This is a genomic window from Woodsholea maritima DSM 17123 (assembly GCF_000382325.1).
Taxonomy (GTDB): Bacteria; Pseudomonadota; Alphaproteobacteria; order Caulobacterales; family Maricaulaceae; genus Woodsholea; species Woodsholea maritima.
In genome coordinates, this window is sequence record NZ_KB908058.1 from 1 (window position 1) to 23,424 (window position 23,424).

Annotated in this window: 19 protein-coding genes; 8 read left to right on the forward strand and 11 right to left on the reverse strand. The window is 58.3% G+C overall.

Going from position 1 to position 23,424, the window contains the following annotated elements:
* The first annotated feature begins 328 nt into the window (after positions 1–328).
* The 4 genes from egtB (at position 329) to H151_RS0108175 (ending at position 5,856) form a co-directional block, all read left to right on the forward strand.
* A complete protein-coding gene (gene egtB / locus H151_RS0108160) occupies positions 329–1,630 on the forward strand; it encodes an ergothioneine biosynthesis protein EgtB (protein ID WP_019961165.1) in 1,302 nt (433 codons plus the stop codon).
* Between the two features lie 47 nt (positions 1,631–1,677).
* Entirely contained in the window at positions 1,678–2,991 is a 1,314-nt protein-coding gene (locus H151_RS15925; protein WP_019961166.1) for a hypothetical protein, read from the forward strand.
* Positions 2,984–4,390, forward strand: coding sequence for a UDP-N-acetylmuramoyl-L-alanine--D-glutamate ligase (gene murD / locus H151_RS0108170; RefSeq protein WP_019961167.1), 1,407 nt, complete (start codon positions 2,984–2,986; stop codon positions 4,388–4,390). The genes H151_RS15925 and murD overlap by 8 nt, the downstream gene beginning before the upstream one ends.
* Positions 4,391–4,461: 71 nt before the next feature.
* Positions 4,462–5,856: a UDP-N-acetylmuramate--L-alanine ligase gene (locus H151_RS0108175; protein ID WP_019961168.1), complete on the forward strand. Its 1,395-nt coding sequence runs from the start codon at positions 4,462–4,464 to the stop codon at positions 5,854–5,856.
* On the opposite strand, the gene H151_RS15930 is transcribed toward H151_RS0108175, so the two are convergent.
* The 3 genes from H151_RS15930 to H151_RS0108190 all read right to left on the reverse strand — a co-directional run bounded on the left by H151_RS15930 (position 5,853) and on the right by H151_RS0108190 (position 8,963).
* The gene (locus H151_RS15930; RefSeq protein WP_019961169.1) at positions 5,853–6,446 is read right to left on the reverse strand and encodes a DUF3299 domain-containing protein; all 594 of its coding nucleotides are present in this window, start codon (positions 6,444–6,446) and stop codon (positions 5,853–5,855) included. The two genes, H151_RS0108175 and H151_RS15930, sit on opposite strands and share 4 nt — an antisense overlap.
* Before the next feature lie 8 nt (positions 6,447–6,454).
* Entirely contained in the window at positions 6,455–7,024 is a 570-nt protein-coding gene (locus tag H151_RS17030) for a ZrgA family zinc uptake protein (RefSeq protein WP_019961170.1), read from the reverse strand.
* A 1,276-nt stretch (positions 7,025–8,300) separates the two neighbouring features.
* The gene (locus H151_RS0108190) at positions 8,301–8,963 is read right to left on the reverse strand and encodes a Fe2+-dependent dioxygenase (RefSeq protein ID WP_019961171.1); all 663 of its coding nucleotides are present in this window, start codon (positions 8,961–8,963) and stop codon (positions 8,301–8,303) included.
* 120 nt (positions 8,964–9,083) lie between these two features.
* Here H151_RS0108190 and H151_RS0108195 point away from each other — a divergent pair, with 120 nt between their 5' ends.
* Positions 9,084–9,977, forward strand: a complete 894-nt coding sequence (locus tag H151_RS0108195; RefSeq protein WP_019961172.1) for a hypothetical protein — start codon at positions 9,084–9,086, stop codon at positions 9,975–9,977.
* A 60-nt stretch (positions 9,978–10,037) separates the two neighbouring features.
* Here H151_RS0108195 and H151_RS17035 read toward each other — a convergent pair whose 3' ends face one another.
* A complete protein-coding gene (locus H151_RS17035; protein ID WP_019961173.1) occupies positions 10,038–10,553 on the reverse strand; it encodes a DUF3299 domain-containing protein in 516 nt (171 codons plus the stop codon).
* Between the two features lie 135 nt (positions 10,554–10,688).
* Here H151_RS17035 and H151_RS0108205 point away from each other — a divergent pair, with 135 nt between their 5' ends.
* Complete coding sequence (locus H151_RS0108205; protein ID WP_019961174.1) at positions 10,689–12,533, forward strand: hybrid sensor histidine kinase/response regulator; 1,845 nt, start codon at positions 10,689–10,691, stop codon at positions 12,531–12,533.
* Between the two features lie 69 nt (positions 12,534–12,602).
* On the opposite strand, the gene H151_RS0108210 is transcribed toward H151_RS0108205, so the two are convergent.
* Together H151_RS0108210 and cutA are read right to left on the reverse strand one after the other, a co-directional pair.
* The gene (locus H151_RS0108210) at positions 12,603–14,249 is read right to left on the reverse strand and encodes an ATP-binding protein (protein WP_019961175.1); all 1,647 of its coding nucleotides are present in this window, start codon (positions 14,247–14,249) and stop codon (positions 12,603–12,605) included.
* A 90-nt stretch (positions 14,250–14,339) separates the two neighbouring features.
* Entirely contained in the window at positions 14,340–14,696 is a 357-nt protein-coding gene (gene cutA, locus H151_RS15945; RefSeq protein WP_019961176.1) for a divalent-cation tolerance protein CutA, read from the reverse strand.
* 69 nt (positions 14,697–14,765) lie between these two features.
* On the opposite strand from cutA, the gene queC reads away from it, so the two are divergent.
* On the forward strand, positions 14,766–15,482 hold the full coding sequence (gene queC / locus H151_RS0108220; RefSeq protein ID WP_026353912.1) for a 7-cyano-7-deazaguanine synthase QueC: 717 nt from the start codon (positions 14,766–14,768) through the stop codon (positions 15,480–15,482).
* Positions 15,479–16,114: a 7-carboxy-7-deazaguanine synthase gene (gene queE / locus H151_RS0108225; RefSeq protein ID WP_019961178.1), complete on the forward strand. Its 636-nt coding sequence runs from the start codon at positions 15,479–15,481 to the stop codon at positions 16,112–16,114. Before queC ends, queE begins: the two co-directional genes overlap by 4 nt.
* Positions 16,115–16,745: 631 nt before the next feature.
* On the opposite strand, the gene H151_RS15950 is transcribed toward queE, so the two are convergent.
* The 5 genes from H151_RS15950 to H151_RS0108255 form a co-directional block, all read right to left on the reverse strand.
* Positions 16,746–17,282 carry a DUF3313 family protein gene (locus tag H151_RS15950; RefSeq protein WP_019961180.1) on the reverse strand — a complete coding sequence of 179 codons (537 nt, stop codon included), beginning with the start codon at positions 17,280–17,282 and terminating at the stop codon, positions 16,746–16,748.
* 181 nt (positions 17,283–17,463) lie between these two features.
* Positions 17,464–17,634: a hypothetical protein gene (locus H151_RS17545; RefSeq protein WP_019961181.1), complete on the reverse strand. Its 171-nt coding sequence runs from the start codon at positions 17,632–17,634 to the stop codon at positions 17,464–17,466.
* A 167-nt stretch (positions 17,635–17,801) separates the two neighbouring features.
* Complete coding sequence (locus tag H151_RS0108245) at positions 17,802–18,500, reverse strand: pirin family protein (RefSeq protein WP_019961182.1); 699 nt, start codon at positions 18,498–18,500, stop codon at positions 17,802–17,804.
* A gap of 124 nt (positions 18,501–18,624) precedes the next feature.
* Entirely contained in the window at positions 18,625–20,688 is a 2,064-nt protein-coding gene (locus H151_RS0108250; RefSeq protein ID WP_019961183.1) for a hypothetical protein, read from the reverse strand.
* Positions 20,685–23,420, reverse strand: a complete 2,736-nt coding sequence (locus tag H151_RS0108255) for a DUF4159 domain-containing protein (protein WP_019961184.1) — start codon at positions 23,418–23,420, stop codon at positions 20,685–20,687. Before H151_RS0108255 ends, H151_RS0108250 begins: the two co-directional genes overlap by 4 nt.
* Positions 23,421–23,424: the final 4 nt, after the last annotated feature.

Consider the following 23,424-nt stretch of genomic DNA (forward strand, 5'->3'; position numbering starts at 1 on the left):
TGTGCGCTGACGCTTCTCCGGGATGACAACTCTTTTTTTGCTGTTTTTGCCAAGCGAGGATACTTCACAAGAAGACGCCCCCTCCGGCCGTACCGCCCACCTCCCCCGCTTTGCAGGGGAGGGGTAAATCGGGCCACCGGCCCGCAGGCGCGAATGTCCTCAAATAGCCAACAGGCGATAGGACAAATAAGAAGTGCGCGCCCGCAGCGTAAGCGAGGATTGGGATCTTTTCAAAAATCTGTCCGTTTTGCACATCATGGCCCCTTGTTATTTTGTGATATCGGGCCAAGCTAAAGCCAGTCTGTCAGACGCTGCGAAGAGGCTCCCTATGCACCCTGCGCTCGCCATGCGCCCGGACTTGAACGATCGTGCGCTGTTAAAGGCGCGGTTTTCACGCATCCGCGCGCAAACCGAAGGCCTGACCCAGGGGCTGGCCCCGGAAGACATGCAAGTCCAGACCATGGACGATGTCAGCCCGATGAAATGGCATCTTGCTCATACCAGCTGGTTTTTTGAAGCCTTTCTGCTTCAGCCCCTGATCAAGGGGTATCAGCCCTTTGATCCTGTGTTCGATTACCTGTTTAATTCTTATTATGAAGCGGTGGGCGAGCGCTGGTCGCGAGCCCGGCGCGGGCTCTTGACCCGGCCCTTGGTGGACGAGGTTTTGCGCTATCGCGCCTATGTCACTGCTCAGGTTGAGCGCGCCATAGAGACGATGGATGAGGCGCTTTGGCATCAGGGCGCGCCCATTATTGAGCTGGGCCTTAATCATGAACAGCAACACCAGGAATTGGCATGCAGCGATATCAAACATGTGCTGGCCGTCTCACCCTTGCCGCATGGGCCATATCCGCGTCCGGAAGAGTTACCCCATAAGAGTGAAGCTTTAGGCGAAATGGCGTTTATGGCGTTTGAAGGCGGGTTGGTCGAGGTCGGGGCCGTGGCTGGATCCGGCTTTGTCTATGACAATGAATTGCCGCGCCACACAGTTTATCTCTACCCGTTTGAGCTGGCCCAGCGCCCGGTGTCGAATGGCGAATGGCTGAACTTTATGGCTGATGGGGGATATCAGCGCGCGGAGTTTTGGCTTTCCGAGGGCTGGGCCATGGTTCAGGGCGAGCGCCTTCAGGCCCCGCTCTACTGGCGTCAAATCGCAGGCGAGTGGCACGAATATACCCTTCATGGCCCGCAGAAACTCGATCCCGATCAACCGGTTTGTCATATCTCCGGCTATGAAGCGGCGGCCTATGCCAATTGGGCGGGTGCGCGTTTGCCGCTGGAGGCGGAGTTGGAGCTGCTCGCTCATTGTGCGCCGCCAGAAGGACGCCTGCTTTTCAATCAACCCGGCGTTCACCCCGCCCGGATGCAGGCCGGGGACGGCCTTCAAGCGGTCTATGGCGGGGTGTGGGAATGGACCCAAAGCGCCTATAGCGCTTATCCGGGCTATCATCCGCCAAAGGGTGCGGTGGGTGAATATAATGGTAAGTTCATGGCCTCCCAATGGGTGCTGCGCGGCGGCTCGTGTGCCACGCCCTATGACCATGTGCGCGCCAGCTATCGCAATTTCTTCCCCCCATCGGCACGCTGGCAATTTAGCGGCCTGCGTCTGGCGCGTGATTTATCGGCCTAAGTCTCGCTATAACCCCTATCGGGATCGAGCCTTATGGGATGATAGCGATGGCTTCACGCTTTCACATTGCGCACTATCACTGGGACGCAGCCTCAGCCAGCGTGACCTTTGACTATGTATGCGATCGCTATGGCGCGTTCAGCGAGACGATCCGGTTTGCGCGCGAAGACTTCCATCCTGAACGCTTAGAGGCCGCACCGGGCCTTATTCGTTTGGCCCAGGCTCTGATCGGGGTCAGCTATTATAAGGCCGCCGCCGCGCCCGAGCTTATCCTGCCCGATGAGGTGCTCAGCGCGCAAAGCCTTGGCGCGATTGAGGCCGCCTATCAAGATGGCTTGGGCGAATTTCGCGTGCGCAATGGCTTGGCGCATCCCGGCGTGTTAAGCTTGGTCGGGCGTGCCAAAACGGGACAGGGCTGCGATAAGCTCGCGTTAAATCAAGAGCATGCCCTGGTGGCCTGGGGCGGCGGTAAAGATTCTGCCGTTGTGCGCCATTTCGTGACACGCGCCGGTATCGCCGCGCGCGTCTATTCCGTGGCGACCAGTGATCGCGTCAAAGATGTCTTGCAGGACACCGCCGGTGGCACCCTCAATTTCATCGACCGGCGCATTGACCCGCGCTTGATCGCGGCGAATGAGGCCGGGGCCCTCAACGGTCATGTGCCCGTGACGGCGATCAATTCAATCCTATTGAGTTTAGCGGCCGTGATGCGCGGGGCGGGCCAGGTAGTGTTCGCCAATGAACGCTCCGCCGATGAGCCGACCTTGGTGATGGATGGCGCCGGGGTGAACCATCAATATTCCAAATCCTACGCGTTTGAGGCTTTGCTGCGGGCCGCCTTGGCCAGTGAAACCGGCGGTGCGCTCAGCTATTATTCGGCCCTGCGCCCCGTGTCAGAGATTTGGATCGCGCGTCAGATCACGGGTCTGGACGATGTGGCCCGGATTACCAGCTGTAATCGCAATTTCCACATTGCCAAGGGCGCGGACACGCGCTGGTGTCGAACTTGCCCTAAATGCGCCTTCACCTTCTTGATTTTTGCGCCTTTCCTGGCGCGTGATCGGGCCGAACTGATTTTTGGCGGCAACCTTTTGGCTGATACAGGGCTTATCCCTTTATATGAAGAGATACTGGGCTTTGGCACGCAAAAACCCTGGGAGTGCGTGGGCACGATAGAGGAGGCGCGCACGGCGTTGAGCCTTCTGCAGACGCGCCCCGACTGGCAGGACGTGGCCCTGGTTCGTCATTTTGCGCCACGGTTAAGCGATTTTGATCGTGACGGCCACTATAAAGCCTTGTTAGAGTTTAAAGATCCCCACCATCTACCCGATGGTTTGTTGCAAGAGATGATGCATGGCTGAGCCGCAATCGCCTTTATCCTGGTCCTATGATGGCGTGGTGCTGATCGGGTGGGGGCGCGAGGCCCAGGGCGCGTCGCGTTTTCTGGATGCCTTCTATCCCGATTGCCCGGTTTTAGTGCTGTATGAGGGCGAGGGCGCGCCTGACCTTCCCACCGGGATCACCGCCCAGTCGCAAGCGGATTTCCTAAGCCAGGGCTTGGCGCTTGATATGGCTGCGCCCTTGGTGCTGCGCTCGCCCGGTATTGCGCCGGGCAATCGCGTCATTGTGAAGCTGGAAAGCCTGGGCGCGGACATCACCACGCCGACGGGCTATTGGCTGTCGCTCCAGGGCCGCGATCGCCTGATCACCGTCACTGGCACCAAAGGCAAAAGCACGACCGTCAGTTTGATCACCCATATTCTGCGCGCCGGTGGGATTAATGCGGTCAGCGTGGGCAATATCGGTGCACCGCCCTTGGATGATCGCCCGTTTGAGGTGGATGTCGTGGTCGCAGAGCTCTCCTCCTATCAGCTTCATGATGCGATGGGGGCGGGCCGGGTCCATGTCATCACCAATCTCTATCGTGAGCACACCGACTGGCATGGCGGGCATGAGGCCTATGCGGGCGCGAAAATGGCCCCGGCGGGGCGTTTCCCCGACTTGACCGTGTTGAGCCAGCCGGAGATTTTGGCGGCGCTGCCCGCTCAGCATACCGGCGCGCGTCTGGCCTTTGAAGATTATGTCCCGGCGGATTTGGACAAGGGCGAGATTTATTTGCCCCACCAAGCCGCGCTGGCCTTAACGCCGTTAAATGCGCGCCTGGCGGGCTCGATCATGACGCAAAGCGTGCGCATGGCCTGTGCGGCGATTTTGGCCGGTGAGCATTTAACGCCCGGGGCGCTTTATCAGGCCCTCATCACGGGGCTTCCCAGCTGGACGCCCTTACCTCATCGCCTAGAAACCATTGGTGAGATTGGAAAAGTCGCCTGGATTGATGATAGCCTCGCCACCGTGCCTGAGGCGGTGATGTCTGCGATCCAGGTTATCTTGCATCGCCCCTTGCATCTGATCATGGGCGGGCGCCATCGCGGTCAGGACTGGACGCAGTTCTGTGAGCATCTGCAGACGCTGCATAATGTGCGCCTTTATCTTTTTGGCACCATCGCTGAGGAGGTCGCCGAAGGGCTGAACGGCGTTGGGATCGAAGAGGGCTTTCACACGTTTGAAAGCTTTGAAGCCGCGATCCAAGCCGCCCATCTGGCCTCGCAGACAGAGGGTGGGGCGGTGGTGTTCTCACCGGGTGCGGCCTCAGAAGGCGTTCATGCCAATTATGAGCATCGCTCAGGCATTTTCCGCCTGGAATGGGCGCGCGCCCTGGCCGAGCACATGACCGCGCACAGTAAAATTGCTGATCTCTAAGCACGCGGCGTGATGATCGTGTCTTATTCTTCGGCTAAAGCCCTCACACTCAACGCTAAAAGGAGCCTTTCATGACGCGCACACATTTCATCGGCATTGGCGGTGTAGGGATGAGCGCGGTGGCCACTCTGGCTCAACAGGCCGGCGATCAGGTCTCAGGCTCGGATTATCAGGTCTATCCCCCCGCCAGCACCTATCTGGAGGAGCGCGGCTTTGATTGGCATGATGGCTATAGCCCGGCCAATATTCCCGCCGGTGTGGATCGCTTCGTCATCGGCATGAATGCCAAGCTGAACCCCGAAGTGAATGACGAGGTGAAAGCCGCGATGGAGACCGGCCAGCCGATCTTCTCCTTCGCCAGCTTTATGAGTGAGATCCTTAAAACGCGCGAACCCTTGGTGGTGGCGGGCAGTTCGGGAAAGTCCACGACGACCGCGATTGCGGCCTGGCTGCTGCGCGCCTGCGGCGTGGAGGCGGGTTATATGATCGGTGCGCGAGCCAAGGATCTTGCCACCACGGCCGATCTGGGCGAGGTACCGACCTTCGTCATTGAAGGCGATGAATACCCCTCCAATCATTTCGATCCTTCGGCGAAATTCCTGCATTATTGCGCCCATGATGTGATCGTGACCTCGGTCAGTCATGACCATGTCAATGTCTATCCCACGGTGACGGCCTTTGAAGCACCCTTCCGCATTCTGCTGGCGGATTTGCCCGCGGGGGGTATCGCCGCGCTGTGCGCCAATCATCCCCGGGTCGTGGAACTGGCAAAGGAATGCCCGGCCCAGATCGTCACGTATGGCGTGGATGTGAAGGCCGATTGGTGCGCGCGCCATGTCAGGGCGCACGGCGCGATGACGGTGTTTGAGCTTTTTAAAGGCGAACAGAGCCTCGGTCAGTTTGAGACCCAATTGATCGGCGCGCATAATGTGCAAAATATCGTCGGCGTTATCGCCTGGGCGGTGGAGCGCGGCCTGATCACGCCAGAGGCGGCGCGCGCCGCCCTGTCCAACTTTCGCGGTATCGCCCGGCGTTTGGAGCGTGTTTCCAAGCAAGAAACTGTCCCGGTTTATGAGGGCTTTGGCTCATCCCTGGAAAAAACCCGCGCCGCGATAACGGCCCTAAAAGACCATTTTGGCACGCGGGCTTTGACAGTGGTCTTTGAGCCCCACGCCTTTTCCTGGCGCAACCGGGCCATGCTGTCCTGGTATGATACGGCGTTTTTAGGTGCGGCACGGGTATTCATCCTGCCCCCCGAAGAGCAGGGCAAAGCGGGGCATGATCAAAGTAGCCATGAGGAAATTTTAGCCCGCGCCAATGCCAGCGGCGTCGCGGCCGAAGCCTATGACCGTGCGCGTGTCATTGAGAGCGTGGAGCGTGAGGGCGTGGTCTTGATCCTCACCTCCGGCAATCTGGAAGGGGATTTATTCCCGCTGTGCCAGGGTTTGGACGCGGCCTTCGCCTAAGGCCGGGTCAAATGAGTTTCATAGGGCTCGCTGGCATCGAGATAGAGCGTATAGGCGCTCTCAGCGAGCTCGCTTTCCATGCGCTCGACCTTCATAATGCCCTCAACCCAGACCGGCTGCCACATCTCACCGCGCGGCCAGGGCTCAGCGCTGATCACATAGACGATTTGATTGGCCGGTGGGGGTGGGGTGTGGATGCAGGCCCCATAATAGGGCACCAGTAAGAAGCGGCTGGCTTGCCCTCCCGCCAAAAGATCTAGCGGCATCAGATAGCCGGGCATGCGGATGTATTCGCCGTCTAAATCGGCAACCACATTAAAGCCTTCAACCTGTTGGGCGGCCGGTGCATTTTCATTATGCGCGCCTAAGGGCGTTTCAAGCTGGGCATAGGCCTCCCACAGGCGTTCGGCCTCACCCTCAGGCAAGAGATCATCCCAGACGATATCCTCGGGGCTTTGATCCTGGGGCGCGTCATAGAAGGGGGAGGGGGCCTGCCAATCGGCTAGTGCTGTCTCTTTGGGGCTTGGCTCACACGCGCCCAGCATGAGAAGAGCGGACATGCCCGCCAAAAGGCCCGTTAGGCGCGCCATGCTATCCCCTATCGCAACCGAACCGAGGTGTTCGCGCGTGAGACTGTCTCAGTCAGGGCCACCCTGTCACTCAAGAAAGCCAGTTCAATCGTGGTCAGGCTGGGGAAAGTCTCAAAGGCGTTGAGAATGATCTGGCCCAGCTGGGCTGGGCTTTCGCACATGAAATCATAGGCGATATTCAGATCTGAGCTGTGGGCGTGATCATGATCGTCGTGGTGATCGTCATCATGGTCATGCTCATCATGGGGGTTCGCTCCATCCGAATGAACCTGGGAGGCGGACAATGAAGCCGGGGTCTCATCCAGATGGAGCGCGGTGAGCGCGCAGTGCCCACCGGTTAGGGAAAAGAGGCTTTCGGGGCGCTCTAGACGCGTTTCTAAGTCTTTGATGGCCTCATGCTCCTCGGGCGTCTCAGGGGCATGCTCAAAGCCCAGCACATCATGCTTGGGGCTGGTGAACTCTACGCGCAAAGCGCCATTAGAGTTCAAGGCCATATCTAGATGCGCCACGCCATGGACATGCGTGCCCAATGCGGGCGCGCTGGTAAGGATCAGGCTGGATAAAATGGCGATGGACATGACGACCTCCCTGTAATGTGCATATGTTATAACATAACAAGTTGCTGTCAAGCGGTAATGTGCGTCTGCAGCGCGAAAAGAGTGGACTTAGGGCGAACCATATTTTGTCATCCCGGACGCACGTTAGTGAGATCCGGGATCTATTGAGTTTGCCATAGGCGCGCATAGATCCCGGATTAAATCCGGGATGACAGTTTTTTCTTTTGTGTCCTCACTTACGCTGCGGGCGGACGCTTCTTTAATGCCCTACCGGCTATCGCCTACTTGAGGGCTAACGCTTGCCCGGGATGACAAATAGTCTCTTCTCTTTGATGTCATCCCGGACCTGATCTGGCATCCATGGCGTGAGCTTTATGAGTATTCTAACCGACCAGAAGCAAGCTCAACCCGTCCGGCATAGACCCCAAATCAAGTTTGGGGTGACAGGTGTGAGCTTTATCCTCCCCTGCGATAGCGGGGGAGGTGGCCTGAAAGGCCGGAGGGGGCGATTCCTCTCTGCTTTTCAATGAAGACTGTCATCCCGGCCTTGAGCCGGGATCTATTGTTTTATCCGGCACGCTCAATAGATCCCGGGTCGCGCTTTGTTGTGCGCTACCGCCTATCGGCTACTTGAGCGCTAACGCTTGCCCGTGATGACAATTAATCTCTTCTCTTAGATGAACATGCCAGACGTGATCTGGCATCTCTGGCGTGAGCTTTATGAGTATTCTAACCGACCAGAAGCAAGCTCAACCCGTCCGGCATAGACCCCAAATCAAGTTTGGGGTGACAGGTGTGAGCTTTATCCTCCCCTGCGATAGCGGGGGAGGTGGCCTGAAAGGCCGGAGGGGGCGATTCCTCTCTGCTTTTCAATGAAGACTGTCATCCCCGACTTGATCGGGGATCTATCTCCCTAAAGGGCAAGCGCAATAGATCCCGGATCTCACTTTCGTTCGTCCGGGATGACAAATAGTCTCTTCTCTTTGATGTCATCCCGGACCTGATCTGGCATCCATGGCGTGAGCTTGACGTTATTCTGGCCGGTCAGAACCTTACTCAACGCTTCCGGTATGGACCCCAAATCAAGTTTGGGGTGACAGGTGTGAGACTTATCCTCCCCTGCAAAGCGGGGGAGGTGGTCCGACAGGACCGGAGGGGGCGATTTTGTTTAGTATCCTCGCTGACGCTGCGGGCGCGCATTCGCGCTCGCAACCCCTTTGGGGTCGATGGGCCCCGGATCACGTCCAGGGCCGCGTTGAAGATAAATGCCTGGCGCGACAGGCCAGAGCCGAACGCCCTAATCCTCGGCCCACATGCGCATCAGGTTGGATTTGGTTTTATGCAGGCGATCAAACAGCGCGCTTTTGCCTTCTTTTTCAAAGACCCCGCGGCATGAGATATCGAGATCAAACAGCATTTCACGCTGATCGGCGCGCCGGATCAGGCTGCGCACCCATCCTACTACGGCCACACGTGCGCCGCTGGACAAGGGCGCGACTTGATGGAGAGCCCCCGTCGGGTACAAAACGGCCTCACCGGCTTTGAGCTTCACTTCGCTGATACCATCGGTGCCATCCAGGATCAGCGCCCCGCCTTCATAATCGTCAGGATCAGACAAGAAGAGGGTGAAGGACAGATCCGAGCGATGCCCGCCCATCAAAGGATCATCGACGTGCCAGCCATAGGTCATCCCCGCTTCATAGCGGCTAACGAGCGTGCGCAGGATGCGCTTGGGCTGGGCGGCAGCATGAAAGACGCTATGGCGTTGCAGGGCTGTTTCGGCGATGCGTTTGACGAGATCGGCTTTTGGGCCACGCGCCATTTGCAGATTGTTTTTGACCTGTTTAGCGGCCCAGCCGGCAGTTTCCTGCCCATCGACAAAATCCTCTCGCGCGCCGGTCAGCTCGCGGATCTGGGATAATTCTTCCGGCGTCAAGACTTGGGATAAATGATGCAACATATGGTGTCAGCTCTTGCAACTTATTCTCATTCAAGGTAGGGGCTAGAAGAAGATTAGCCAATTACGCGACGCAGTGCGCCCGGCGCAGTGTCGCAGTGTTCACACGAGGGGGAATGACCCATGGGTATTCGTAAGTCCACCAAGATTTGGGCCAGTGTCAGTGCTGCGGCTTTGTTGACCTCTGGCGCGTTGAGCGCATGCAGCCAACCTGCCCCCGAGGCCGCCGACACGAGCTCGGCTCAGCACGATGCTCCTGCGGCGGCGGCCCAGAGTGAAGAGGCTGCACCGAGCGCTCACCCCACCGAATTGGCCGGTGAGGGCGGTGAAGGCGGCGGCGAAGGCGGTGAAGCAGGCGGCGAAATGGGCATCGACCCTGAAGAGGCCTTGCGCAATCCGGTTGTCTACCGCTCTGCGATTGAAGTGATGCGTGCGCATTATATTGCCGGTCTTGCGGCGATGGAGATGGGTGACCGCGCGAATGCCTCAGCGCTGTTCAGCCATCCAATCTCTGAGATTTATATCGATCTGGAGCCTGTGATCGAGCAATTGGGCGGACAGGTGATGATGGATGAGCTGAACCAGGCGGCGGTTCTGCACTTCCAGGGCGCTAGCGAGGACGAGATCATCGCGGCGGTAAATACTGTCACCGATCTGCTGGATGCCAACCTCGCTGTGGCCCCAAATGATGGCACCAGTGAAGCCCATGTGCGCGCGGCCGTGATCGGTGAGCTGATCGAACGCGCCAGCCTGCAATACGCCTATGCGGTAGAACAAGAGGGCTTGGCCGAAGCGTGGCTTGATGGTTATGGCTTGGTCTATGCGGCTGATCGGGCCAATGGCGAGGCTCATGATATGATTGTGGCTGAGGATTCTGAGCTGGCTGCTGCGATTGATCACGCGCTTGAGCTGCTTATGCGAGCCTATGACAGTGCCAGCCGTCCAGAAACTTTGGCGGTTGATCCGGCCCAAACGCGCGCCGCGGCACAAGCCGTGTTGAATGCTTTGAAAGCCTAAACGCTTTCCATCGACGCATGCAAAGGGGTGGCCTGTGGGCCGCCCCTTTTTTATGGGGTCTTAGGGGGCGTAGGGTGTGATGTCATCGGCGCGCATCGTATAAGCCGCATTGGCCAGATCCGTGTCGGAGCGTTCAATCTTGAATAACCCCGTCACCCAGACGGGCTCCCACATTTTCTTGATCACGAAGGGCGTCTCGGTGTGCACGACCACGATCTGATTGGGCGGCGGCGGGGGAGCGTGAATGCAGGCCCCATGATAGGGTAAGAGTAAGAAGCCGCGCGCGGCCCCGCCTTCGCCATAGTCGATCGGTAACAGATAGCCCGGCAGGCGCGCATAGACGCCGTCTAAATCTTCGACGATGGCAAAATCTTGAATCTGTTCATTTTTGCGGCTCTCCCCCAGTCCCGTGGGGCTTGATAAGCGCGTATTGACCTCAGGGATGGCGAGGTCTGGGGCGTTCTGCGGGCGTAAATCGGCCCAATTCAAGCTTTGCGCCTGTTGCGAGGGTGGCGGTGAGCAAGAGGCAAGCATCTGAATTAAAATAACAAAAAAGAAGATTTGTCGCAAGGGCATAGGAGAATCTTTTGAAAAAATTTGGTTCAGACCAATGGGAACACGCGGTGTTAACGCCTGTTGTCGATAATGGTCACTAAAGCGTCGCATATTCAAACAAAAAAGCAACGCATAAGACGACGGGTGGAGTGTGGGATGAAGTCGGTAAAAACCGCACAAACTAGTGCCGAAAAGGCGCTTGAACAACGCATTCGCGATGCGCGCTACCGTTTGGTCGCCGAAGGGGCTCTGCAGTCTGGTCCATTGAATATTGTCAATGGGGCCGTGCTGATGGGGTTTTTCTATACCGATGTCGCCTGGTGGCTGCGCCTGGGTTGGTTGGCCATGATGACCGTGGCCGTGGCCGGACGGGTGTTAACCATGCGCCGGGCCATGAAGGAAGACCGTGCGCCGACACCCATGGAAATGCGCATTTATACCATCCTATCGGGACTGGTTGGACTGGTATGGGGATCAAGCCTGTTTCTGTTACCCAGCTATGCCAATCCCTTGGCGTGGCAATGTACGATGTTGATCCTGGCCGGGATGGCCGCCGGGGCGGCCTTGTCCTCTGCGCCCGAACCGCGCGTTGTCGCCGCCTATAATTTGCCCGCGCTGGGTTTGTTAACCGTCTTTTTAGGGCTACAGCAGACCTATCTGCATGGTGTGATGGCGGGTCTGACCATCCTCTTCTTCTTCGTGATGCAGCGCCTTGCCTGGACCAATAGTCGCTATCTGGTCGATGCCGTGAAATCGCGCACCTCTTTGGAAGATACCCAGCGCCGCTCTGAAGCGCAAAGTGAAGCCTTACTGCGCTTGGCGGAAGAGCATGAGGAAGCTGCACGCCGCGCCGAAGAAAGCGCCAAGAAAAATGCCGCCGTTCTGGTCAATATGAGCCATGATCTGCGCGGTCCGTTGAGCGAAGTCCTGGGTGTCACGGATATTTTGAAGCGGGCCAATCTGGATGCGGAAAATGCCTCCATGGTGGAGATGATGGCTGGGTCTGGTCAGCAATTATCTTACCTGATCCATGATGTGCTGGATTATGCGCGCATTCAGGCGGGTCAGATGGAGCTTTACCTCTCTGACATCACCTGCGAAACCCTTGGGGAGCATTTGCGCCGTCATGGTGAGCCACGCGCTAAGTCCAAAGGCATCCGCTTCAGTGTGAAGGTCACCGGCGATACCGAGCGGGCTATGCGCATGGATGCGCAGCGTGTTGAGCAGATTTTGAAGCTGTTCATCAATAATGCAGTGCGCTTTACCGAAAGTGGTGAAGTGGCGGTGATGGTGCATGTTGAATCGCAGCATCAAGAATTGGCGCGGCTTCACGTAGAGGTCCGCGATAGCGGTGTCGGTGTGCCTCCGGCTCTACGCGCGCATCTGTTCGAAGCGTTCCAACGCGAAGAGCTCGATGATGAGATGCGAGAGGCCGGTACGGGATTGGGCCTGCTTCTTTGTAAGCAACTGGCGAATTTCATGCGTGGGGATGTGGGCTATCGCCCGGCCCCGGGCGGCGGGTCCATCATGTGGCTGGATCTGCCTTTGCGCTATTCCAGCCGTCTGGACCGTTATTGCGATAATGAAACTATGAGCTTGGCCAAGCGGCGCTTGCGGGTCTTGGTTGCTGAATCCGATGACGTGCGCGCCACCGTATTGCGTGGCCACTTACAAGTCATCAATTGCGGGGTCACCAGTGTGACACGCGTAGAAGATGTTTTGCAGGCGCTGCGCTCTTCGGCTTTCGATGCGGTGGTGTTAGGGCCCGTGGTTGAAAGCGTCGCATCGGAGGGGGTGGCCGAACAGATCCGCGCCATGGCCTCGACGGCCGCTTTGACGCCGATTATCCGACTTGTGCGCGATTTAGGTGAGCCCATTCGCCACCAGGGCCATGATTATGAACTGGCCTTGCCGATCGTGTCGGATGATCTGACGCGGGCGTTAAATTTGGCAACGGGCGATGGTCTGACTTCCACCCATATGATCGCGAAAACGGCTTAAGCTTCAGATTTTGCCCATAAAAAAGCCCCGGAGTATCTCCGGGGCTTTTGGGTTTGGCGCGAAGGCGTATCAGGCTGCACGGGTTGATTTTTGCGTGCGTGCCGTGCTGGCGAGGTGTTTCAAAACGCCTTCGATTTCACTGTAAAAGCGATTGATTTCAATGGGCTTAGGGATAAAGCCCTGCATGCCGACCTGTTTGAAGCGCTCTTCATCGCCATGCATGGCGCGCGCGCTCAAGGCGATCACCGGGATGTCGCGATTATGGCTGTCGCTGGCGCGTAGCGCTTTTAGGGTTTCAACACCGCTGATCCCGGGTAGCGAATTATCCATGATCACCAGATCAAAATGCTGATGCTGACAGGCTTCCAGCGCATCTTCACCGCGCTCCACCCAGTCACATTGCCAGCCGCGCCGCCGGATAAAGCCCCGCACAACATCGCGGCTGATCAAATCATCTTCCACCAGCAGGATATGGGGCATGAAGGCGGGTGCGTCGCCCGCTGCTTTCTCATCCGTGTCCGCATCGCACGGTGCCCCGACAGGTTTTTGCTCAACGCCTTCAAGCGGAATTTCAAACCAGAAGGTGGATCCACGCCCCTCATGTGAGGTGAAGTCGATCTTGCCGCCCATCAGATCCATGATCCGCTTACATAACGCTAGGCCCAGCCCGGTGCCTTGCGAGGAGGAGCCTGAACTATTGGCCTGGTGATAGGCACGGAAGAGTGATTTCGCCGCCGTTTCAGGGATGCCGCATCCGGTATCACTGACATCGGCGCGTAAAATCCGCCGACCCATGCCAATATCATGGACGGCCAGGGTCACACAGACCTCGCCTTCCTTAGTGAATTTGATGGCATTGGCGATCAGATTGAAGAGAACTTGTTTAATGCGCAGGCTGTCGCCAATCAGCCATTGATCATCAAGGCCTTGGCCGCACACCTGATAGGTTAAATTCTTCTGCGCGGCCCGGGCGGTCCATAGATCGAGCGCGGATTTCACCAGATGCGCGGGATCGAAAGGCCGCTCATCGAGCTTCATCCGATTGGCCTCCATTTTGGAGAGGTCCAAAATATCATTGAGCAGATGGACCAGCATCTCGCCTGAATTATGGATGGTTTCGGCCAAGCGTTGTTGATCTGGATCAAGCTGGGTGTCGAGCAATAGCTCACTGACCCCCAGAACGCCATTCAGCGGCGTGCGCAGTTCATGACTGACCGCAGCGAAGAATTGCGATTTCGATTTGGCCGCCGCCAAAGCCTCGGTGCGCGCTTGGCCCAATTGATCGGCCAGGGCGAGGAGTTTGCGATTACGCTCCTCGCTCTCTTTCTGCATCACACTCATCAAGGCGACCCCGGTGGCCACCCCAGCATATTTACCAGCCTTGGTGATGATAAAGCCATCAAACAGCGCGCTGGGCCGGTCGGTGACGATCAGGCGGTTGAGCTCTGAAATCGGATGGTCAGCTTCGATGATCAGCGGGTTTTTTTCCATCACGAAGGTAATGGGGCGCCGACCGAACAGGGCGCGGCCATGAAGGTCCGCCATGCGCAAGAAAAACGCGTTGCGCGAGACCATGCCCAAGGGGCGATCATCTTCCACCACGGCACAGGCCAACAGGTCCGGATCGCTGGAAAAGAGATCATAGACATGCCCCCCCGGAGTGAGCGGATCAATGGTGGGCGTATCTTGGATGAGCACACGGGCGGTGCGGGCCATAGGGACCTCTAAAAACGTAAACTTTCAAAGGCATCTATCGCGTGCAAGTGATTTATAGGCTCTTAACTGAAAGCCCATTTCAAAAAACCTTCACTGAGGTGTCATAGTTTGCGTATTCACCCAATCAATAAACGACTTAGCGCTCGTTTTTAGATCGGGATTGAGCACAATAAAGCAAGGCTCGTCATAGGGGTGAAGGGTGCGAAATCTGGCCTCAAGCGCGCTTAACTTTTGGGCGGTGGTTTTTAAGATTACGATGACTTCGCGCTCTTCCTGCAACGCGCCTTGCCATTCATAATATGATACCGATGGGGCCAAGCGATTGGCGCAGGCGATCAGGTGCTCGCTCACAAGGGTTTTTAAGGCCGGGGCGATGATATCTTCGCCCTCATGGGCTGGCCAGGTGGTATAGACAAGGCAAAGGTCATGGGGTGCGGGCGCGCTCATGGCTGAGCTCCTGTGATTGAGGACTTGTTTCAAATCGCTAGGATAGAGATATAGGCGCGAAAGAGGAGCGTGACGATGCAGGACGAAAAAGCCGCGCTGGTTTTATTCTCCGGCGGGCAGGATAGCGCGACCTGTCTGGCGTGGGCCTTAAGCCAATTTGATCGGGTGGAAACCATCGGCTTTGATTATGGCCAGCGCCATGATGTGGAGCTGCGTGCGCGCCAGGCGGTTCGCACCGCGATGATCGCGCGCTTTCCCGATTGGGCCGCGCGCCTGGGCCCGGATCTGATGGTCGATATCACCGGCTTTGGCGCTTTATCCGATAGCGCCATGATTGAAGCGCGCGCGATTGAGATGACCGAAAAGGGGCTGCCCAATACCTTCGTGCCGGGGCGCAATCTGGTGTTTTTAACCGTGGCCAGTGCCCATGCCTATCGCCGGGGCTGCTATCATTTGGTGGGGGGCATGTGTCAGACAGATTTTTCTGGTTATCCCGACTGCCGTGAAGACACATTGCAAGCCCAAGCCGAAGCGATCCGGCTGGGCCTGGATGAGCCGTTCAGCCTGCACACCCCCTTGATGCATCTCACCAAGGGGCAAACCTGGCAATTGGCGAAAGATCTCGGCGGGGATGGGTTGATTGAATTGATCCGCGAGGAAAGCCATACCTGTTATCTTGGCGATCATGACACCCATCACGAATGGGGGTATGGCTGTGGCACCTGTCCCGCCTGTCAGCTACGCGCCAAGGGCTGGAATGCGTGGCAGAAAGGCGAGGCCGCATGAGCCAGCATTATTCAGTCAAAGAGATTTTCATGACCGTTCAGGGCGAGGGTGGTCAGGCTGGTCGTCCAGCCGTGTTCCTACGCTTTGCGGGTTGTAATCTGTGGAGCGGGCGCGAGGAAGACCGCGCTAAGGCGGTTTGCCAATTCTGTGACACTGATTTTGTCGGCATGGATGGCCCCGGTGGGGGGCGTTTTATCATACCGGAAGATCTGGCCCAGCGCGTGGCAGAGTATTGGCCCGGCGGCGGTAAGCCCTTGGTGGTGTGTACAGGGGGCGAGCCCCTATTGCAGCTGGATGATCGCTTGATCGCCGCGCTTCATGCGGAAGGCTTTGAAATCGCGGTTGAAACCAATGGCACAATTGAAGCGCCCCAGGGCATTGACTGGATTACGGTGAGCCCCAAATCCACCGCGCCGCTTAAACAGCTCACCGGTCAGGAATTAAAGCTGGTCTATCCGCAAAGCGATGCCCAGCCTCAAGATTTTGAGCATCTTGATTTTGAACGCTTTACCTTGCAGCCCATGGATGGCCCGCATCAGATGGCCAATGCCCAAGCGGCGTTTCAATATTGTATCACCCATCCCAAATGGAGTTTGAGCCTGCAAACCCATAAATGGATTGGCGCGCCCTAGCGCTTAAGTCGCCGAAAGGCGGTAGCAGAAAAAACGAGTGTCATCCCCGACTTGATCGGGGATCTATTGAGCGTGATGGCTATGTTGATAGATCCCGGATGTGCGCTTCGCTTCTGCGGGATGACAGGTCTTGGTTTAAGTCTATGCTTTACTGTGAGGATATGAAGTTTGGATCCCGGATCTCACATGCGTTCGTCCGGGAACCCGGCTAGCATTATAGCCTCTACGCGGCCCCGGACTTGTTTGCTAGGTCGCGGCATGGATGCCAGATCAAATCTGGCATGACAAAATCCAAAACTGTCATCCCCGACTTGATCGGGGATCTATTGAGCGTGCTGGCTATGTTGATAGATCCCGGATGTGCGCTAACGCTTCTCCGCGATGACAGGTCTAGGTTTAAGTTTATGTGTTACTGTGAGGATATGAAGTTTGGATCCCGGATCTCACATGCGTTCGTCCGGGAACCCGGCTAGCATTATAGCCTCTACGCGGCCCCGGACTTGATCCGGGGTCCATTGTTATAAACGCCCCCTCCGGCCGTATCGGCCACCTCCCCCGCTTTGCAGGAGAGGACACAACAAAAAACCCCGGACGGGTCCGGGGTTTTTCGCGATCGGGGTAGGCGGTAGGCTTAGCTGGCAGAATGCTCGCTCAAGGATTCTGCGACTTGATCGGCAAAGCGCGAGATGGTGCGCCGGGCATCGGACCAGGTTGTAGCCGTTTGGGCATCGGTAATGTCGCGCGATTGCCAGCTATAGCGGTATTGCGCGACGACTTGGCCCTCTGGGTCAATCAATTCGGCGCGTAATTCTGCCCCGCCGAGTGAGAAGCTTTGCGCCGACAGGCCTGGGGTCGCGCTGAGTTGCTCCATCGTTGGGCGGTTTGGTGTGGCGTCTTCGAGTACCACATTTAAAACCCAACCCGATTGGGCATCAAACAAATTGGCGTGGCTGAGATGTTGGGTGAGATCGTCTTCAACTTCACTGACGAGGCGGTCAATCTCACGCTGACCATAGTCTTCGGCCTTCTCGGCGAGCTCTTGACCCACCTCAACATGGCCCAAGGTAACAGGGCCATGGGCTTGGCCTTTATACTCATCTTCAAAGCGTTGCGCGCTCGCCGGTGCAACGAGAAGTAATGTCGAAACCAGTGCTGCCAGAATACGCATGTGATCCTCCCTTTTGGTGGCTTTTTGATAAAGCCTCGCAAGTTGGAACCTTAAATGCGGCGTAATCATGACGCAATGTTCACGTGTTTATAACATTTTATAACACGCGTATATTCGGGCATTCACCCGTTTATGTTTGGACAAACTGGCACAGCCGATAGCCTAAAGCCGAAATAAGGACTTAGTCCTTGTCATCGTCATCGCCGGGGGTGGCGATATCAATCGCGCCTTCGGCAATATCTCCCGCAACCCCGACGGTGGTGCCCACGACCGCAGTTGTGGCCGCGACCGCGATACACCCTGACAGGTTCAACGCAAACAGTGTGATGATGATATAAGCCAGCGCGCGCATGATTATCCCCTCAATCAATGCCTATACGCGTATAGGCTCAAGGTTAATCCCGGCCTAAAGTTTTGTAAGGCTTTGCTGACGGTTTTCATTATGCCTTTGGCGACCCCGGCAAGTTTTATGGAGATTTGGGTGCCCGATATCTATCAGGCACCCAAAACTGAAAGGGCTTAGAGCGTATCGGTCATGATCAGCTCGCTATCCTCATCGGCGGTGATCAGGATCTCGGCCTCGTCTTTGATCGCCAGGCCATCGCGAGCGTAAAGCACAATATCGCCGACACGGGCTTTGCCGGTATTGACCACCAGATATTGGTGACGGCCGGGCGCGGGCGTGTAGGTAAGGCTTTTACCCGCGCTCAGGCTGGCCCCCAGAACGCGGGCCTTGGCGCGAATGAACAGCGCGCCGTCATCACTGTCATAGCCTGAGGCCAGAATGTCCCAGGCATCGGCCCGCTCGCCCTTGGGAAATTGCTTGGCATCCCAGCGCGGCTCACCGCCTTGAATCTCGGGCATGATCCAGATTTGAAACAGCGTGGTATCTTCGTCTTCCAGATTATATTCGCTATGGCGAATGCCCGATCCGGCCGACATCACTTGCACATCCCCCGCGCCCGTGCGCCCGGAATTACCCATGCTGTCACGGTGAGAGATTGCGCCGGTGCGCACATAGGTGATGATTTCCATACTGTCATGGGGGTGGGGCGGAAAACCTGTTTGCGATTGAATGACGTCATCATTCCAGACCCTGAGTGCGCCCCAGCCCATGCGTTTGGGGTCATAATAGCTGGCAAAGGAAAAATGGTGTTTGGCGTTCAGCCAGCCATGATTGGCACCGCCAAGGCTGTCAAAGCTGCGTTTATCCAACATGATAATCTCCTTGGGTTAGGGGAAGGGTCTTGCCCTTCGTCTTGACCCAACAGATAGCGCGCGAGACTACAGCGATAAATGCATCGCTTGGCGGCATACTTGTTCCAAATCGGAAGAAGTGCGCCTATTGCCCCTCGCGTCGCCAGGCCCATCCGGCCAGCGCCATCAAGACCAGCGCCACCCATAAGCCGGGCATCAAGGGGATGCGGGTGGTGTCGGTGATGATGGAGGCGTTATTGCGTTTCAGCCCCATCCAATTGGCCCCAAATTGCACGACATCACTGCGGGTGCGGCGTAAGGTAGGCAGGGTGAGGTCCTCGCCGGTCTGCACCAGGAAACGTCCCCCCCCTGTCGCCCGGGTTAAGGCGCGCAGCCCCTCGGGCGCGACGGTCAGATCCGCATACTCCAAGGGGTTCAGCGGCCCGGCCGAGGTAATGGTGGTCAAATCCCCCGCACGCAGGCGAATAAGCCCGATGGCCTCGGTTGGGATGTCGGCTTTAAACCGACCCGCCCCATCGGGGCTGAAGGGGAAGGAGGCCTCAGAGTTATCGGGCCAGGTGACGCTTAAATCGGGGGCCTGATCGCCCAATGTCGTCAGCTCAACCGTGAGCCTTCCCTCGATGACCTCAGCGGTCAGGCGTTCTTCATCCAGCTCAGGCTCGCCCATCAACCAGTGAGCGGTCCGCCGGAACAGCTCATCATGGGGGCCGCCGCCCTCAAAGCCGCGCGCCCACAGCCAGGCCTGATCGGAGAGGAGGATCGCGGCACGGCCCCGGCCCTGGCGCGCCAGCACCAAGAGAGGCTCGCCATTTTCACCCTCGAGAACAGTTTCCCCGGCGATGGCTTCACCATCAATGCGCCGATACCAGCGCCCCCAGCTTTGTGCGGCCTGCATCAGGGGCGCGGTGACGGGATGGCGCCGGCCAATCTCAGAAATGGTGGGGGTGAAGGCTTGCTCGGTAATAGTGCCCGTGGGGCGGGCGGGTAGCACCGCAGCCAAGGGCGAGCGCGCCAGGCTTTCATATCCGGCAAAGGGCGGCCCGGTGGTCACCAACAGGGCGCCGCCGCCTTCGACATAGCGCGCGATATTATCAATGAATAAGGGCCGCAAAATCCCACGGCGGCGATAGCGGTCAAAGATCACCAGATCAAATTCGTTGAGCCGCTCATGGAACAACTCAAACACCGGGAAGGCGATCAAGGCCAGCTCATCAGGCGGCACGCCATCGCGCTTATCTAAGGGGCGTAAAATCGTGAAATGGACCAGATCAACACTGGGGTCGGATTTTAGAAGGTCACGCCAGGCGCGCGCGCCATTATGCGGCTCACCCGTGACCAACAGAACGCGCAGGCGATCGCGCACGCCCATCACATTGACGGCGGCGCGGTTATTGAGAAGGGAAAGCTCATTCGGGCCGGGCTCGACCTCAATCTCGACCACATTCGCGCCGCGATGCTGGACGGCGGCCTGAACATTGACATCCTCGCCGATGGCGACCCGCGCTTCAATGGGCTCACCGCCATCGACGGAGAGATAAACGGTTGCACTACCCTCGGGCACGCTCTCATCTTCAACGCGCAGGATGAAATTGACCGGATCACCCACGAGGCCATAGCGCGGGGCCTCTTTCACGACCAGGCGGCGATCTTGCGCGCCCGGATCACCCACCACGATGTGATGGATCGGCGCGTTAAGGCCCATCTCCTCTACCCGGGTCATGGGATCATGGCTGCGCCCATCAGACAGCATGATCACCCCGGCCAGACGATCACGCGGGATATCGCCCAATCCTTGACGCAAGGGCTCCATCAGGCGCGTGCCATCGGGGCTGGCCCCGCCGCTTACTTCAATCAGCTCCAAGCTGGGATCACTGGCGGCCCGTGCGCGTAAGGTTTCCAGCGCGGCCTCGGCATCCCCTTGGCGGCGGCCAATGGCCATGGAGGCGCTATCATCACGGACCACCAGGGCGATATCGCTCAAGGCTTCGCGTTCTTCTTCCAACCAGGATGGATTCGCCAAAACGAGAAGGAGACCCGCACTCAACAGGCTGCGCGCAGTGACGCCCTTCAAGCGCTTGATCAGGGAAAAGCCCAGACTGGCCGCCAAGATCAGGCCAAGCGCGATCATCACCCAGACGGGCACCAAGGGGGCGAAGACCACACTGCCGGTGCTGAGACCTAAGATCATGGCTGTTCCCCCAGACGTTCCAGAATCGCGGGGACATGAACCTGATCGGCTTTATAATTCCCGGTCAGGGCATACATGGCGAGATTGACGCCAAAGCGATAGGCGATTTCGCGCTGATACTCCCCGCCTTCTACCGCGGCGAGCGCGCGCCCACGCGTGTCCACGGCCCAGGCCCCGGCCCAATCGGCCCCGCCGATGACGACGCCCGATGTGCCATCGCGTGAGGAGCCATCAGGGTCGGCCTCTACCCAGACCTCCCCGCCGGATAAACGGCCGGGATATTCACTCAAAAGATAGAAGGTGCGCCCCAGAACATGATCGGCAGGAATGCGGCTTAAGGCTGGAACATCAATGGCGTCCAGGATCGGGGCCAGTCCGGGATGCGGCTCATTCACGCCTAGGCTTTGGCCCGCATCACGCGTATCAAACACGATCAGGCCGCCGGTCTGAAGATAGGCGGTGATTTTGTGGGCGGTCTCAGGCGACAGGGCGGGCGCATCGCGTAGCACCGGCCAATACAGCAGTGGATAGAATAAAATCGGGTCGGTTTCGATATTGATGCCGCGCGGCTCACCGGGCTCAATCGCGCTTCTTCGGGTCAGCTCAAACGATAGCCCCGAAAGCCCGGCCTCACTCATGCGATCAATGTCATCCACCCCGGTTTGAACATAGGCCAGGCGCACTTCTAACGCCCGGTCGAGGACATAATCCTCGCTCAACTCCTGGGCCTTGGCGTCATGACTAACAGGCAGCAATAGGGTTGCGACCAGCAGGGCCGCTGAAGCCCCGGGGACGAATTTGGCAAGCTTGGGCAAATGTCCGCCAAAGGTTAGCGCGATCAGGCCATCCAGGGCCAGCATCAGTCCGGCAAGGATCAGCAGCGGCCCGATCAGGCGCACGCTCTCAACCCCGTCGAGATTTTCATACAACGCGCCGGGCAGATTGCGCGCCAGCGGGCTAAGCTGGGCGCGGACGGGTAGGACATTCAGCGCGCTTTGCGCACTGCCCAGCTCATAAAGCCCGGGCGGGGTGGTGGCACTGGGTGTGGTCTTAGCAAAAAGCGAGGCGGGGATGGGGTTGAGATCGGCATGAGGATCGGTCAATTGGCCAAAACCATTGAGCATTTGGGTGATATGCCAGGCCCCATCACCACTGGGGGCGCTGGCCCCCGATTGCGCTAAGGCGCTGATCCGGCGCAACATTTGCGGGAACAGGCCCGACAGGGGCAGGTTTGACCATTCCGGCCCGGCTGAAATATGGAAGAGCACAATCCAGCCTTCCCCGCGCCGATCCGCGGTCACCAAAGGCGTGCCATCTTCCAGACGGGCCCAGACGCGCGCCTCCATCGCGGGGCCGGGCTCAGCCAGCACTTGATGGGTGATGCGCACATCCGCGGGCAGGACCAACCCGGCAAAGGGGCTGTCATCACTAAAGGGGGCAAGGCTCTGCGGCTCGTCCCAGGCCAGCGCGCCGCCCAAGAGCCGCCCGCCCGTGCGTAGCGGTGTGGGGAGAAGATTATCCCCGCGCGCGGCCAGGCGCGGCCCGGCAAAGCGGATCAAAACCCCGCCCGCCTCCACATAGGCTGACAGGCGCTCATCCTCACTGCGCGCGGCATCGACCATGATCAGGGCGCTGGGCTGGCTTTCCAACAGCGTGGTAAGATCAGCCTGGGTCACTTCGCCGAACAGGCTGAAGGCTTCCTCAGCATAATAAAGATCGGAGAGTAAAGGCTGGCTATCGTCCCCGCCTTCGGGTGTGATCAGGCCCAGACGCGGGCGCCGCCAGGCATCATCCATGATCTGAACCGCCCCGGCAGAGGCTATGCCGTCCAGGCGGATTTGCCGGATGCGATTGCGCAAATCTAGCGGCAAGGTCAAGGTGATTTGGGTCCGCGTTTCCCCTGCGGTGAAGCTAAAGCCTTGGCGCGCCAATGCGCGGCCATCTTCCGCCAGCGCCAGAACGGCCCCCGATTGGGCCTGACGGCTATCGGCGCGCACGATCTGAACCTCTAAGCCTTCCGGGCGCGGCAGGGGGGGTAAAATGCCCAAGGGCGCATGGATCGCCTCGGGCTGGATGAGATGAAGCGGACCATGGGCTGATAAGGCGCTGGCGAAGGCGCGCTCGGCGTCATCATCCTGGCTCAAACCATTGCTGATCCAATAGATATCGGCGCGGCGCGGCGCATTGGGGCCCTCGAACAAAGCGGTGAGATCATCACTGTTCAGGCGGCGCTGACTGGTCCAGCTTTTGGGCGTCATCGCGGCCAGCTCATCCAGCGCGTCACGCGGATCGACAAAGCGCAGATCACGCGCCTGCCGATTGGGTGCGGTCCAGATCAGGGCGGCTTGACGGCCCGAAAGGGCCGCCCCTTCCAGACGTGCGCGCGCTTCGCGGCTGATGCGTGCCCAGTTTTGGGCCCCGGCCCAGTCATTGTCGATCACGATAAGAAGGGGCGCATCACCCGCCAGTTCAGCCTCTGGACGCCAGACAGGGCGGGCCAGCGCGATAATAATCAAGGCGGCCAGCAAAAGCCGGAAGATCACCAGCCAGAGCGGCGCGCTTTTCGGGTTTTGCTTTGTCGGTGCAATCTGACGTAACAGGGCCAGCGGCGCGAAGACCACGTCTTTGGGCGCAGGCGGGGTTGCACGTAACAGCCAATAGAGAATGGGTAGGCTTAACAAGCCCATCAGGGCAAGCGGCGCGGTAAAGCCAAGCGGACCAAGGGCAAACATGGAT

What these genes read in the sequence shown, in the direction of transcription:
- egtB (WP_019961165.1), top strand. Translation starts at nt 329, where the DNA reads ATGCACCCTGCGCTCGCCATGCGCCCGGACTTGAACGATCGTGCGCTG.
- H151_RS15925 (WP_019961166.1), top strand. Translation starts at nt 1,678, where the DNA reads ATGGCTTCACGCTTTCACATTGCGCACTATCACTGGGACGCAGCCTCA.
- murD (WP_019961167.1), top strand. Translation starts at nt 2,984, where the DNA reads ATGGCTGAGCCGCAATCGCCTTTATCCTGGTCCTATGATGGCGTGGTG.
- H151_RS0108175 (WP_019961168.1), top strand. Translation starts at nt 4,462, where the DNA reads ATGACGCGCACACATTTCATCGGCATTGGCGGTGTAGGGATGAGCGCG.
- H151_RS15930 (WP_019961169.1), bottom strand. Translation starts at nt 6,446, where the DNA reads ATGGCGCGCCTAACGGGCCTTTTGGCGGGCATGTCCGCTCTTCTCATG.
- H151_RS17030 (WP_019961170.1), bottom strand. Translation starts at nt 7,024, where the DNA reads ATGTCCATCGCCATTTTATCCAGCCTGATCCTTACCAGCGCGCCCGCA.
- H151_RS0108190 (WP_019961171.1), bottom strand. Translation starts at nt 8,963, where the DNA reads ATGTTGCATCATTTATCCCAAGTCTTGACGCCGGAAGAATTATCCCAG.
- H151_RS0108195 (WP_019961172.1), top strand. Translation starts at nt 9,084, where the DNA reads ATGGGTATTCGTAAGTCCACCAAGATTTGGGCCAGTGTCAGTGCTGCG.
- H151_RS17035 (WP_019961173.1), bottom strand. Translation starts at nt 10,553, where the DNA reads ATGCCCTTGCGACAAATCTTCTTTTTTGTTATTTTAATTCAGATGCTT.
- H151_RS0108205 (WP_019961174.1), top strand. Translation starts at nt 10,689, where the DNA reads ATGAAGTCGGTAAAAACCGCACAAACTAGTGCCGAAAAGGCGCTTGAA.
- H151_RS0108210 (WP_019961175.1), bottom strand. Translation starts at nt 14,249, where the DNA reads ATGGCCCGCACCGCCCGTGTGCTCATCCAAGATACGCCCACCATTGAT.
- cutA (WP_019961176.1), bottom strand. Translation starts at nt 14,696, where the DNA reads ATGAGCGCGCCCGCACCCCATGACCTTTGCCTTGTCTATACCACCTGG.
- queE (WP_019961178.1), top strand. Translation starts at nt 15,479, where the DNA reads ATGAGCCAGCATTATTCAGTCAAAGAGATTTTCATGACCGTTCAGGGC.
- H151_RS15950 (WP_019961180.1), bottom strand. Translation starts at nt 17,282, where the DNA reads ATGCGTATTCTGGCAGCACTGGTTTCGACATTACTTCTCGTTGCACCG.
- H151_RS17545 (WP_019961181.1), bottom strand. Translation starts at nt 17,634, where the DNA reads ATGCGCGCGCTGGCTTATATCATCATCACACTGTTTGCGTTGAACCTG.
- H151_RS0108245 (WP_019961182.1), bottom strand. Translation starts at nt 18,500, where the DNA reads ATGTTGGATAAACGCAGCTTTGACAGCCTTGGCGGTGCCAATCATGGC.
- H151_RS0108250 (WP_019961183.1), bottom strand. Translation starts at nt 20,688, where the DNA reads ATGATCTTAGGTCTCAGCACCGGCAGTGTGGTCTTCGCCCCCTTGGTG.
- H151_RS0108255 (WP_019961184.1), bottom strand. Translation starts at nt 23,420, where the DNA reads ATGTTTGCCCTTGGTCCGCTTGGCTTTACCGCGCCGCTTGCCCTGATG.